The sequence below is a fragment of the Streptomyces sp. NPDC059695 genome, from assembly GCF_042733785.1.
GTDB lineage: Bacteria > Actinomycetota > Actinomycetes > Streptomycetales > Streptomycetaceae > Streptomyces.
The window spans coordinates 119,050-131,378 of record NZ_JBHWFF010000006.1 but is presented as its reverse complement, the minus strand read 5'-3'; the positions used below and the strand labels follow the sequence as shown (position 1 = coordinate 131,378).

14 protein-coding genes are annotated in these 12,329 nt (G+C 71.4%); 7 read left to right on the top strand and 7 right to left on the bottom strand.

All coding sequences use genetic code 11. The features are described 5' to 3' along the window. Positions 1–9 precede the first annotated feature (9 nt). The gene (locus ACFV2S_RS10055) at positions 10–270 is read left to right on the top strand and encodes a hypothetical protein (protein ID WP_385555982.1); all 261 of its coding nucleotides are present in this window, start codon (positions 10–12) and stop codon (positions 268–270) included. Positions 271–352: 82 nt separating this feature from the next. On the opposite strand, the gene ACFV2S_RS10050 is transcribed toward ACFV2S_RS10055, so the two are convergent. After that, complete coding sequence (locus ACFV2S_RS10050) at positions 353–520, bottom strand: hypothetical protein (protein ID WP_385555980.1); 168 nt, start codon at positions 518–520, stop codon at positions 353–355. Positions 521–528: 8 nt separating this feature from the next. After that, positions 529–756, bottom strand: a complete 228-nt coding sequence (locus ACFV2S_RS10045; protein WP_385555978.1) for a hypothetical protein — start codon at positions 754–756, stop codon at positions 529–531. Positions 757–986: 230 nt separating this feature from the next. Between ACFV2S_RS10045 and ACFV2S_RS10040 the strand changes: the two genes are divergently transcribed. Continuing rightward, positions 987–1,520, top strand: a complete 534-nt coding sequence (locus ACFV2S_RS10040; protein WP_385555976.1) for a hypothetical protein — start codon at positions 987–989, stop codon at positions 1,518–1,520. Positions 1,521–2,198: 678 nt separating this feature from the next. Next, positions 2,199–2,468, top strand: a complete 270-nt coding sequence (locus ACFV2S_RS10035) for a hypothetical protein (RefSeq protein ID WP_385555974.1) — start codon at positions 2,199–2,201, stop codon at positions 2,466–2,468. Between the two features lie 53 nt (positions 2,469–2,521). Here ACFV2S_RS10035 and ACFV2S_RS10030 read toward each other — a convergent pair whose 3' ends face one another. Then, a complete protein-coding gene (locus ACFV2S_RS10030; RefSeq protein WP_385555972.1) occupies positions 2,522–2,722 on the bottom strand; it encodes a hypothetical protein in 201 nt (66 codons plus the stop codon). A gap of 354 nt (positions 2,723–3,076) precedes the next feature. Here ACFV2S_RS10030 and ACFV2S_RS10025 point away from each other — a divergent pair, with 354 nt between their 5' ends. Beyond that, on the top strand, positions 3,077–4,756 hold the full coding sequence (locus ACFV2S_RS10025; protein ID WP_385555970.1) for an FG-GAP-like repeat-containing protein: 1,680 nt from the start codon (positions 3,077–3,079) through the stop codon (positions 4,754–4,756). 25 nt (positions 4,757–4,781) lie between these two features. On the opposite strand, the gene ACFV2S_RS10020 is transcribed toward ACFV2S_RS10025, so the two are convergent. The 4 genes from ACFV2S_RS10020 to ACFV2S_RS10005 form a co-directional block, all read right to left on the bottom strand. Continuing rightward, positions 4,782–5,783, bottom strand: a complete 1,002-nt coding sequence (locus ACFV2S_RS10020) for a nucleotidyl transferase AbiEii/AbiGii toxin family protein (protein WP_385555968.1) — start codon at positions 5,781–5,783, stop codon at positions 4,782–4,784. Next, positions 5,780–6,436 carry a hypothetical protein gene (locus ACFV2S_RS10015; RefSeq protein ID WP_385555966.1) on the bottom strand — a complete coding sequence of 219 codons (657 nt, stop codon included), beginning with the start codon at positions 6,434–6,436 and terminating at the stop codon, positions 5,780–5,782. Before ACFV2S_RS10015 ends, ACFV2S_RS10020 begins: the two co-directional genes overlap by 4 nt. A gap of 33 nt (positions 6,437–6,469) precedes the next feature. Further along, positions 6,470–6,763: a hypothetical protein gene (locus ACFV2S_RS10010; protein ID WP_385555964.1), complete on the bottom strand. Its 294-nt coding sequence runs from the start codon at positions 6,761–6,763 to the stop codon at positions 6,470–6,472. Between the two features lie 178 nt (positions 6,764–6,941). Continuing rightward, the gene (locus ACFV2S_RS10005) at positions 6,942–8,687 is read right to left on the bottom strand and encodes a lysyl oxidase family protein (protein WP_385555962.1); all 1,746 of its coding nucleotides are present in this window, start codon (positions 8,685–8,687) and stop codon (positions 6,942–6,944) included. Positions 8,688–8,991: 304 nt separating this feature from the next. Here ACFV2S_RS10005 and ACFV2S_RS10000 point away from each other — a divergent pair, with 304 nt between their 5' ends. The 3 genes from ACFV2S_RS10000 to ACFV2S_RS09990 all read left to right on the top strand — a co-directional run bounded on the left by ACFV2S_RS10000 (position 8,992) and on the right by ACFV2S_RS09990 (position 12,185). Then, positions 8,992–9,561 (top strand): dihydrofolate reductase family protein, encoded by a 570-nt coding sequence (locus ACFV2S_RS10000; RefSeq protein ID WP_385555960.1) that lies wholly within the window; start codon positions 8,992–8,994, stop codon positions 9,559–9,561. Positions 9,562–9,806: 245 nt separating this feature from the next. Then, complete coding sequence (locus tag ACFV2S_RS09995; protein ID WP_385555958.1) at positions 9,807–11,060, top strand: extracellular solute-binding protein; 1,254 nt, start codon at positions 9,807–9,809, stop codon at positions 11,058–11,060. Between the two features lie 246 nt (positions 11,061–11,306). Then, positions 11,307–12,185, top strand: coding sequence for an alkaline phosphatase family protein (locus ACFV2S_RS09990; protein WP_385555956.1), 879 nt, complete (start codon positions 11,307–11,309; stop codon positions 12,183–12,185). The last annotated feature ends 144 nt before the right edge of the window (positions 12,186–12,329 follow it).

Sequence of the window (12,329 nt, the reverse complement as noted above, 5' to 3'; positions counted from 1 at the left end):
GAACGAGACATGACCTCCGAACCGCACAACAGTCCGGCGACGCTCTACGGACCCGCGTCCCTGCTCTTCGGCGTGTTGGGCCTCGTCGCCACACTGTTCGCCGGCGTCGCCGGCGGCGGGATCCCGCTGCTGACCGCATCGCTCGCGATCACCTTCGCCCTCCTCGGTCTCGGCCGCGGGATGAACCGGGCCCAGTGCGTGACCGGTCTCGTCACCGGCGGCATCCCCCTGGCCTGGCTGGTCTTCGCCCTGACCACCGTCACCGTCTGAGCCGTACGCCTGGCGGCACCTGGACGAGCCCCGGAGACACCGACCCTGCGTGGGATGCGTGAGCAGGTCGACGCCGGGTACGTCAGCTCGCAGGCGACCAGGCCCGCCTGGGCCCGGCCCGGAGCCGGCCCAGATCGGCGGGGCCCGGGGCCCGGGCCCCGCCGAGCGTGGCGGCCTCGACGTAGTGCTCGACGGGGACCGCGTCGAGCCGCCGGTCGACGCGCTTGGCGAGGTGCACGCCCAGGTCCATGCCGCGGATCAGGTCGGGCGGGAGGAGTCGGTGCCGAGGCAGAGGTCGACGCCGGCCCTGCGGTACGCGCCGTAGGAGCGCAGCACGTCCCCGTACCGCCGGGAGATCAGCGGGCAGCGCACGACGGACACGCCGGCGCGGGCGAGCGTGGCGAGATCGTCGCGGTCCTCGCCGTACATGTCGGCATGCCGGTCGACGAGCACCCTGTGGGGCACGAGCAGGCGAGCGCTCACCATCAGTCCGAAGGGGCCGTGCCACAGTGGCGCCGGACCAGGCCCCCTTCGAGACTGCCTTGGAGAGCGTGCAGGCGTACGGGGACGTCGCGACGGCGGACCGCTGACGCGGTGTCGCACAGCAGCGGCAGGGCAGCAGTACGCCGGTGAGCAGCGGATCGGCGCGCTCGTCGAGGTACCACCCTTGGCTCCCCCGCGCTCTTCGCGGCACTCTGTGGTTCTAGAGTCCCCCCGTGGACGTCAACAACTGGTTCGAGGTCGAGGACCCGGAGGAGTACGGCGAGGAGCCGTGGGACTTCAGCGAGGCCGAACTCGCCTTTGTGGCCGCCCTGCGGGCCCGGGCGGCCTATTGGCAGGTGCCGTGGGCTCCCAGTCAGGTCGGACGGCCCGAGGACGAGTCGTCGTTGCTCGTCCACATCAGCCTTCTCGACGAGGCGCGCCGACTGGTGCTCGGCGAGTGGGCCGTGCGCTTCTCCGGCACGCACGTGCGGGCCGGGAAGGTCTCCGACCAGTTCTTCCACCTTCACGAGTCGCCCGAGAGCGGCTTCTTCCGGGCCTCCGGCACGGTCGAGGAACTCGCGGAACGGTGCGCCCGCTGGTTCGAGAGCCTGTTGGACCGACCCGTCGTCCGCGTCGAATGGCCCCTCAAGGGCGGGAGGCACGCCACCCACTGGGAGTTCGCCGACACGGGCGAGGTCCTGGTGGCGCAGGGCTCCCTCCCCGCCGACGGCTCGCCCCCGGCCCACCGCCACCAGGTCCGCCCCTGACCCTCCGGACACGGCCTTCCGGCGAGCAGCCAACCACGTGGTGTGACTTGTGATGTCCGTGGCCATGCGATGCGACCGAGGCAGGTGGCTGAACCATCGTTGAGGGACGTGGCGGTGAAGGAACACTGGTTCTGTGCCTGGTGCTACGCGTGGACCGAGTTCGGAAACGACCCGCGCGAGGGCTCGCGGCGGCAGTACGGCCACAGACCGTGGGAGCGGGCGGCATCCCCGCGCCTTCCGGAGGGCGCCGCCCGCGTGTACGGCGTCGCATACGCGTACTCCGCCGACGGATTCGGTGCAACGCTGTGCGGACAGGCCCATGAGGGCCTCACCGCCTCGGCACACCTGCGGGTCCCCGAGCGGCCCGGGGCTTGCGCGGCGTGCAAAGAAGCCGTTGCGGTCATCGACGCGCGCCGGCCTCTGGAGAGGCGTCACGGCAACCGGGTCCCTCCCGCCCCGCCTCCGGGGTCCGACTGGCCCCGCTGCTGATCGCCCTCGGGTCATGGATGGGTGCCCTCAACCGGCCGCGGAGGCTGTGGGCACGCCGGTTTTGCGGCATGCTCAGTCGACCCGCTTACTCGCTCCACTTCGGCCGTGACGCAGAATCATCGTGTGCTTCCCTCTCGTCTGTTGTGGTGCGACCCTCGGCCCATCCCCCGGTTCGACCGTCAGGAGCCGGTGACGCTGATCATCCGGGACCCTGGCCTCTACGAGCCGACGGATGAGGACGACTGCACGGTGTTCTCGTACTTCTGCCAGACGCATGGCCGCTTCCACCAGCGGGACGCATGCGGTGAGGGGCCGCATCTCGTGGCTCTGCACTGTGAGGAGCACGGGCCCGAAAGCATGTGGCCGCAGCCCCACATGCTCATGTTCCCCGAGAGTTTCGAGCCTTCGCTCAGCGAGGCGCAGCTCGGTCGGCTGCGTGCGGAGTGGGAGGGAAGCTGAGCATCATCCGGAGACGACGCCCCGGAGCGTGGTGAGCAGTCGATCGCGGCGCATCACTCGTCCGCGTTCCCACCGTGCGCGGGAGCGGCGTCTCCGGCCGTCGCGCTCCTGAGCCTTCGTGCTGCCTGCAGCGCGGCCCTCGCCGCGGCGGCCTCCCGGTCGACGCGCTCCTTCAGCATGCGTAGGCGTGCTTCCCTCTCCGGGCCGGACAGACCCGTCAGGCCCAGCCTCGCGTCACGTTCCTCTTGGGACACACCCCCTCCTTCCCTCGGTAGACCGACACCGCAGTGGTGGGGACATGGAACCCTACCGCCCGGCCGGACGCCCCTCGGGCCGGTGCGGTGGGCGGCCGGGTCAGCCGGGCCACGGGCAGGCGCCGCAGCTCCTGCGGACTGCCGCGTACCTCCAGCCACGCCCAGTCCCCCGCGGAGCGACCTGGTGTCCGCCGAGCTGGTCGACCCCGCATCGTACGGCGAACTGGGTTGCCTCGGCGCGGTGTTGGACTGGCACGGCGGCGAACCCCCGGGTGGACCAGGACCGCGTCCTCGCTCTCCCAGGCACTACGATGCCTCGGTTTGATGATCTTCCTTCGCGAAGTGAGGCATCCCTTGAACAACAGAACACGCTTCCGCGCGGCCGCCGGCCGGTGGATCGTCGGGCTGGCCGTTCTGGCCGGTTCGCTGGTCGGGGGCTCACCGCCCGTGTCCGCCGCCGCAGCCGCACCGCAGGCGGTGCGTACCGTCTCGTACAACGCGTGCGGCGCGTCCACGTGCCAGAACACCACGGCCACCGCCGACGAGTGGGCCGCGCAGTTCCTGGAGCGGATGAACGCCGTCGGAGCCGCCGACGTGATCGCCCTGCAGGAGGTGTGCATGGGCCAGTACGAGGCGCTCAAGAAGCTCCTGGTCGGCTACACGTCCGTGCGCGAGGGGCAGCAGGTGCCCACCGGCTGTGCCCGCTGGGGCGGCAGCTCGGCGAAGTTCGGCCAGGCCTTGTTCGTGAAGGGCGCCGCTGCGGACTTCACCACCTACCAGGCGCTGGTGAACCCGGGCGAGAGCGACGTGCGGCGCCAGCGCTGGGTGGTGTGCGCGAGGGGCCCGCTCGGCGGACGCACCACCCTGGCGTGCGGGACGCACCTGGACACCGCCCTCCCCGACAACGGCACACCCGTGATGCTCGACAGCATGGAGCGCTGGGCGGCGGGCGCACCCGCCCTGATCACCGGTGACTTCAACGCGATACCGGCCCACTCCGCGCTCAAGCCCGTACGGACCGGCCTGTGCGCGACGGGGCCCTTCACCGAGGCGGACGCGGCGCGGAACACACCCACCGCCTGGGCCGACGCGGCACCCGTCGGATACCGGCTGAAGTACGATCACGCGTTCTTCGGGAGCAGGGACTTCACCGGTCTGCGGGCCACGACGGCCGACATCGACCTCACCCCCGTCGAGGACCACAAGCTGCTGTGGGCCGAGGCCCAGCCGCTGGAGCGGACGGCGGTGCACGTGCCCGGTGACCTCACCGGCGATCTCTGCCCCGACCTGCTCGCCGTTCGCAAGGACGACACCCTGCGGCTGTATCCGGGGGCGGGCAGGGGCAGGTTCGGCTCCCCGCGTGTGATCGGCAGCGGCCCCGAGTGGAACGGGGCGGTCGTCAGCCACCGCGGGGACTGGGACGGTGACGGCGACGAGGACGTCGTGGCCCGCAAGGGCGACCAGCTGGTGCTCCACAGGAACACGGGCGACGGCGGCCTCGGGGACGGGGTGGTCATGAAGGTGTCCGAGACCGGCTGGGCGCACGCCACGCCGGTCGCCGCCGGGGACGTCGACGGGGACGGCGCCCCCGACGTGGTGGCGCGGAGCAGCACGGGGCTGTGGCTGCACCGCGGCCGTGTGGCGGCGGACGGTGGCTGGCTGTCCCACGGCGCCGTCCGGATCGGCACCGACGAGTGGAAGGACCAGGAGCTCCTCGTGCCCGGGGACGTCACCGGGGACGGGAAGGCGGAGATCTGGGCGCGTGACGCCGCCGGGGACATCAGGCAGTACGCCCTCGCCGACATCACGACGGGCCTCGGTGCCCCCACGGTCGTCGGGAACCTCCCGGTCGCCTCCCGCGTCCTGGGTGCCTCCGTGGGCGACGGCAACCGGGACGGCCTCGCGGACCTCTGGTACACCACGCCGGCCGCCGACCTCGTGTTCCACCCGGGTGGCTCCGCCTTCACGGAGGCGGACGGCAGGTCCGTCACCGTCGGTTCGGGCGGCTGGGGCTACTTCTCCCACCTCGGCTGAGACGGGACCGCGTCCCGTCCGGGGGTCAGGCCTCCGGACGGGGCGCGTCGAGGACCGGGGCGAGGGCGGCCAGCAGCCGGGTGCCGAGTGCGTGCCGCGTGGCCGGGGTGTCCGGGTGTGCCTCGTCGAAGCCGTTCCAGTCGACGTCGCGTACGGCGGTCTCGAACATCCCCAGGTTCAGGGGCTCGTCCGGGAGTCCCGGCCACTCGTCCGCCGCGCGCAGCACCGTCTCCAGGAGGTCGCGCGGCAGCGCGCTGCTCTCGGCGAGGAGGACCGCGTCGTACAGGTCCTTGGCCTGCGGGTACATGTCGCAGCTGAGCCACAGGAGCTTCCAGGCCAGGGACAGTTCACGGTCCGCGGCCCGGAGGCGGACACCGGCGACCTCGGTCGGGCGGGGCGGGGTCGGCAGGCGCTCGTGGAAGACGAAGTCGAGCTGGACCTGGCCTCCGGGCAGCCCGGGGGCCCGCCAGGGCAGGACCAGCCGGTGCCCGGGGACCCGCTCGTACGTCCAGATGTACTCGGACACGGCTCCGGCCGCCGAGATCGACAGGGCCGTGCCGCTGTCCTCGGCGACGCGCTGCGCCGCTTCGGCGATCCCGTCGAGCATGGCGCGGGTGCGCGGCTCCTCGATGCGCCAGGTGTCGGGGACGACGACGAAGTCGATGTCCTTGGGGGCGCGGGCGGCGTCGCCGAACCAGGCGGACATCAGCATGCTGCCCCGCAGCACGAGGGAGTCGGCCCACGGCGAGCCGGCGACGGCCGCGAGGACGAGCTCCAGGGCCGTCCGCCGCGCCGTGCGCCAGCGGGCCAGCAGTTCCGGGTCCTCGACCACGCCGTCACCGGGCCGGTAGGCCTCGTCGAAGTGCTTGAGGGCCGGGTCGAAGACCCGGTGCCGGACGGCCGCTTCGCCGATTCCGGCGGTCAGGGTGCGCGGGAGTTCGTCCTTGCGGCGCGCGTGTTCCGCGCGGGGCTCCGAGGTGCTGTCCGGCCCGTCCGGGATCGACGGTGTCCACGGCTTCTCGTTCATGAGGTCTCCTCCGGCCCGCCGCCGTCCGGCCGGCCCTCGTCCGGGCGGGCCGGGTCCAGCCAGCCCTCGTCCCACGAAAGGTCGCTGTCGGAGAGGACGAACTCCCGCTCCTCCGCGACCGGCTCGTACCCCGCGGCGAGCAGCGCGGTGACGAGCGCGTCGCAGGCGCGGCGCGCCGTGTCGGCGGGCCCCTGGTGCCGCTGGGTGACGAAGCGCTCGTGCCGTCCCCCGGGGCCCGCCAGGACTCGGCGGGCGTTCCAGGAGACGTGCGCCCCGTGCGGGACGACGAGGGCCTCCAGGGCGGCCCGGTCGTAGCCGGCGGGCAGCGCGAGCTTGAGGTGGTGCTCGTAGTAGCCCCCGCCGGGGCCCACGGGCTCCGTGCTCCACGGCACCGTCTCGACCTTGACCCGCACCGGCTCGAAACCGGCCTGTCGCAGCCCGGCCACGACCGACGGGTGGCCGGTCCGGTCGGGCAGCGTCAGCATCGGCTGGACCGGCGTCCGGCCCCGCGCGAGGACGATGGTGGTGACCTTCAGTCCCCGGTCCGCCGCCCAGGCGCCGAGCCGGGCCTGCTCGTCCTCGGTCCGGCACCGGACCGTCACATGCGTCTCGTAGAGGCCGTCGGCCCCCGCGTCGTCGAACTCCTCGTACACCGTTGCGAGTCTGCCAGACGGGGCGCGGGAAGATCATCCGGGTTTCGGGCCCGGGCGGCGCCGTGGAGCGGCCTCGCGGCGGGCCCTTCGGTCCAGGAACTCGATCAGTGCGGGCTCGCTCGCTTCGAGCCGTCTCCGCTGGTCGTCGGGGAGAGAGGCCAGTGCGTCGACGAGGACGCGCTTCCGGGCGACGAAGACCATGGAGCCGCGGAAGATCCTGCAGCCGGAGCACCACGAGAATCCGATGCTTCGCTCGAACGAGGAGGACTCGGGCGGGTGGTAGCGGTACTGGTACGAGCGGACGGGGGTCCGGCAGGCGGCGCACACGCGCCGGTCTCCGTCGGCGACCGTCTCCCAGGTCCCGACCTTGAGCCATCGCTGCCGGTCGTCTCGTGCTCTTCACATCGTCATGTCGGTGATTCTGCCCATGGGACGGCCGTCGCCGTCAAGTGCCGAGGACCGGACCGGCCGGAGGGCCGGTCCGGTCCCGAGGCCGACCGTGTGATCAGTTCGCGTTCACCAGGTCGTGCGCGGGGACGGTGACGGTCCGCCGGCCGGGCGTGCCGCCGAGCACGACCTTCCGCAGCGCGCTGTTGTTGTCGAGGTTGGTCTCCTTCAGCCGCTTGGCCGGGTTGGCCAGGACCTGGATGTAGTACGTGCCGTTGGGGACGTCCGTGATGTCGAACGACTGTCCCGGCAGGTCCTGGGTGTAGGTGTCGCCGGAGCCGACGTCCAGGACCTCGCGGACGGAGATGGAGTTCTCCTGGCCGCAGGCGGTGGAGAGGTCGGTGTTGTACGGGTGCCAGTTGGCGTTCTTCACGGTGTAGTCGACGGCGTCGGTGTTGGCCAGGCAGAAGGCCTCCTTGCCGCTGCGCACCGCTTCCTTCTTGTCGGCCTTCAGCAGCCGGTAGCTGGCGAAGTCGGTGAAGTGCCAGTGCACGTGGCCGGGGCGCGGGTCCCACTCCATGGTGCCGGTCGGGGTGTAGCCGACCTGCTTGCCCCGGGCGTCGTAGAAGTACTGGTAGGCGTCCATCTTGGCCTTGCCGGGCGAGCGGAAGCCGTCCACGACGAGCTGGGCCGGGCCGGCGTTCCACACGTTGGCGCTGAAGGCCAGGTAGTCCTTGCCGGGGATGTCCTGGCCACCGTCGCTGATGGTGATGCCGTAGGCCGGCAGCGAACGCAGGTCGGGCTTGGGGACGTTGGGCACGCTGGGGTTCCCGGCGGGCCGCTTGGCCTGCGGCGCGAGGGCGGGCGCACGGCGCGAGCCGTCGGTCTGCCCGGTGGTGTCGCCGGCCCGCACGTCGGCGCGGGCGGCCTGCTGCTTCTTCGTGGCCCAGGGCAGGGCGGGAGGAGCGGCCTTCAGCGGGCCGTGGCCGACGTTGTACGAGGGGCCCGCGCCGCTGGTCTCGGGTGCGCCGGCCTGGGCGGGCGTCGGGGCGTGGCCCGGCCCGTGCCCGTTGTGGGCCGCCGGGGCCTGGTGGCCGGCGCCGTGCCCGGCGTGCTCCCCCGCGGCGGCCGAGCGGGCGGGGGTGGCTCCCTCCTCCCAGCTGCGTTCCTGGACGGTGACCTTCACGGTCGCGGGCCGGTCGGCGATCCCGAAGAGGTCCCGGTACTTCTTGGCGACCCGGACCTTGGCCGTGTAGGTGCCCGCGGCGAGCTTCACCGGCTGGGTGTAGGAGCCGGCGTAGGTGTTGGCGGCCCACCCCTTCTCGACGCCCCACACGGAGCCGAGGGTGAAGGGGTTCGTGGGACAGCTCTCCGGATACTTCGAGGTGGCGGGGGCGTCGGGCCGGACCCGGCCGCTGGCGTTGTTCGGGCAGAAGTTCTCGGCCCGGCTGACGACCACCTTGCCCGTGCGGTCGGTGAGGGTGATCTCGGCGAAGCCGGGCAGCCCGGAGAAGTCCTTCACCGTGCCCTTGGGCAACGTCTTCGCCTTGGCCTTCCCGCCCTCGAAGACTGTCTGGGTGACGGTCACCGGATCCTTGTAGGACTTCCGGGTGACCTTGAGCTCCAGGGGCGTTCCCTCCGCGGTGAGGTAGGTGCCCAGGTCGAGGTAGACGCCCGGGTCCTCCTTCCAGGAGGTGAGCGTGACCGAGCCGGTCGCCGCGATGAGGCTCAGCCTGGGTCCGGTGGCGGCCTTGGCCTGCTCCGGCGTGGCGGCCATGAAGCCGACGGTCACGGCCATGGCGGCGACGGCCGTGGTCCCGGCGAGCAGTGGACGCCGTAGCCGGGTGGTGCGGGTGGTCGTCATCGTTCCCTCGTCCTCCGGATGCTGTGAGAAGAAAGCGGGTCGCGGCCCGGCGGGGCGGGACCGCCGTCCTGCCCGCGCGCCACGTGGCGGCGCTGGGCCCGTGGGGTGAGAGCGAGGGGACGGTGCACCTGGTTGTCCGGGGCGGTGAATTCGTCATGATGTTGGCCGAATGACGCCCCTGTGGCGAAAGGTCACCTGTGGACGGCACGGGGAAATATGACGAGATCCTCCCCACCGGGTGCGTCTCACGGAGAGCGGTGACCTGCGGTCGTAAGGTCGGACGCGTTCCCGAGGAGGGTTTCTGATGCGCAGCGTGACCTATTCGATGAACGTCTCGCTCGACGGTTACATCGTCGATCCGGACGGCGGTTTCGACTGGACTCCCCCCGAGGACGAGGTCTTCCGCCACTGGATCGACGAGATCCGCGACGTCGACGTCCATCTGCTGGGACGGCGGCTCTACGAGACGATGCTGTACTGGGAGACCGCCGCCGGGGATCCCGCCCTCGACGAGGCCGAGCGGGAGTGGGTCGCGCTCTGGAACCCGCTCCCCAAGGTGGTCTTCTCGACCACGCTGTCGACGGTGCAGGGCAACGCGCGTCTGGCCTCGGGCGGTGTGGCCGAGGAGATCGAGCGGCTGCGGGCCGAGCCGGGCGAGGGTGAGATCGCGATCGGCGGCGCGACGCTCGCTGCCCAGGCCGCCGCGCTGGGGCTGATCGACGAGTACCGGGTCATGGTCTATCCGGTGCTCGTCGGCGGCGGCATTCCCTTCTTCCCGCGGGACGAGCGGCGCGTGGACCTCGAACTCGTGGAGACGCGCGCGTTCGGGCGGGTCGTGTACCTCCGCCACCGCGTGATCCGCCGGGAGGCGTGAACGGTCGCGGCTTCGGACGGGCCGTCAATGCGCCGTACCGGAGTCGTTCTGGACGCCGTGGAGAGTTCTACGCGCGGTGAAATGAGCTTCGGCATATCGGAAGACACAATGCGGAATCCTCCGCCTTGGAGTTATCCCCACAACCGTTCGACAAGGGGCGCCATACGCCCGGGACCGGGAGATGATTTCGGACGCACTGTCCAAAAAAGCAAGAGGAAATATCCATGCGACCAAGACTCTTTCGCATGACCACCTCCGTGGCCGCATGCGGGCTGCTGGGCTCCCTCGTCACCGCCTGCGGCTCGTCCGAGAGCGACGCGACGACGCTGCGCCTGGTGGCCCCCGAGTACGGCACCAACGCGGCGACCGGCTCCAAGGCGTACTGGGACAAGCTGACCGCCGCCTTCACCGCCGCCCACCCCGGCAAGAAGATCGAGGTGACGCTCTACCCCTGGGCCGACATCGACCGCGAGGTCACCCGCATGGTCGAGCAGGACGACGCCCCCGACGTGGCGCTGATGGGCGCGTACTCCGACTTCGCCGCGCAGGGCCGCCTCTACTCGGCCAGCGAGGTGATGTCGGTCAGGTCGGAGGCGAACTTCCTGCGGCCGCTCGCGGCGGCCGGCTCGGTCGACGGCAATCTGTACGGGCTGCCGTTCGTGGCCAGCAGCCGGCTGCTCTTCTACAACGAGAAGCTCTTCGACGAGGCCGGGGCGAAGCCGCCGAAGACCTGGTCGGAGCTGAAGGCCGCGGCGAAGGCGCTGAAGAAGGACGGCGTGCTCTACCCGTACGCCCTTCCGCTCGGCCCCGAGGAGGCGCACGCCGAGGCCCTGATCTGGGAACTGAGCAACGGCGGCGGGTACACCGACGACAGCGGCGGCTACAACATCGCCTCCGAGCAGAACACGGAGACGTTCGACTGGATCAAGGAGAACCTGGTCGTGCCGGCCCTGACCGGTCCGGTCCCGCCGGCCGAGCTCAACCGGCAGGACGCCTTCACCGCCTTCCTCCGCGGCGACGTCGGCATGGTCAACGGCTACCCCTCGCTCCTCCACGAGGCGAAGGCGAAGGGCATGAAGGTCGGCACGCTGCGCATGCCGGTGTCGGACACGCTCGACGGCACCCGGACCCCGCCGGCCGCGGGCGTCGCCGACTGGATGATGGCGTTCAAGCACGACGGCAACCGCGAGCTGGTGAGCTCCTTCCTGAACTTCGTCTACGAGGACAAGAACCTCAACGAGTTCGCCGGTCGCTACCACCTCCTGCCGTCGACGGTGTCGGCCACGGAGGCGTCCCAGTACGCGGCGACGGACCCCAGCGCCGAGCAGTTCCTCACGGCGCTGCGCGGCGCCGAGCTCTACCCGGTCGACGAGCCGTCCTGGCTCCAGGTCAGCAACACCATCAAGCGGAACATCGGCAGGGCCGTCGCGCCCTCCGCCGACCCGAAGACCGTGCTGGAGCAGATCGCCCAGCAGGCCAAGGACGAGTCGCAGAAGTAGCGGCCTCCCGAACCCGCGGAGACCGGCGCGGCGTCGACCGGACGCCCCTGTCGTCGCTCGCGAGACACCCACAAGGTGCGCGACGCGACGACCGCCCCCCGCCCCGGAGCGCCGGGGAACCCCGCGACGACCGGGCACGAGACGTTTCCCGGGTCTTCACGCGGAACACCTTCAAAGTTGTCATGCGCACTTCTAGCCTGCCGGTTGCACCGCTCCCGTAGCCATCACCCTCAACCGGAGGTAGTCGTGTCCGGCGCGCCCAGAAAACGCCGCACCGCCCTGCTGTCCACCCTCGGCCTCGCCGCCGCGTCGATCGGCCTGTGGGCCGGAATCGGCGGCACCCCGGCCCAGGCCGCGGCGACCGTCCCCACCCCCGACCACGTGGTCGTCGTCGTCTTCGAGAACCACGCCTACAGCCAGGTCATCGGGAGCTCCAGCGCCCCGTACATCAACTCGCTGAAGACCGGCGGCGCCAACCTCACCCAGTCGTACGCCGAGACCCACCCCAGCCAGCCCAACTACTTCGCGCTGTTCTCGGGGTCCACCCAGGGCATCACGGACGACAGCTGCTACACGCCGGGCTTCTCGTCCGCACCGAACCTGGCCTCCGAGCTGATCGCCGCGGGCAGGACGTGGAAGAGCTACAACGAGACGCTGCCCAGCCAGGGCTCGACCACGTGCAGCAGCGGCAAGTACGCGCGCAAGCACAACCCGTGGTTCGGCTTCTCGAACGTCCCGACCTCGTCCGCGTACACCTTCGCGCAGTTCCCGACGGACTACAGCACGCTTCCGCAGGTGTCCTTCGTGGTCCCGAACCTGTGCAACGACATGCACGACTGCTCCGTCGGCACCGGTGACACCTGGCTGAAGAACAACCTGGGCGCGTACGCGACCTGGGCGAAGACCCACAACAGCCTGCTCGTCGTGACCTTCGACGAGGACAACCGGCTCGCCGGCAACAAGATCGCGACCGTCCTGTACGGCCAGCAGGTGGTGGCGGGCTCGACGTCCGCGACCACGTACAACCACTACAACCTGCTGCGCACCATCGAGGACATGTACGGCACCACGCACGCCGGCCAGGCCGCCAACGCGGCCCCGATCACCGGCATCTGGACGCCCTGACGTGTACGTAGCGGACAGTCGCAGCACCCCCGCGACGGGGGGGGGGGGGGGGCGCGGGGGCCCCGCCGGGGGGGGGGCGCGGGCCGCCCGGCGCCGCGCCCGCGCGGCGCCCCGCCGCGGCGGTCGGGGCGAGTCTGGGGTGTG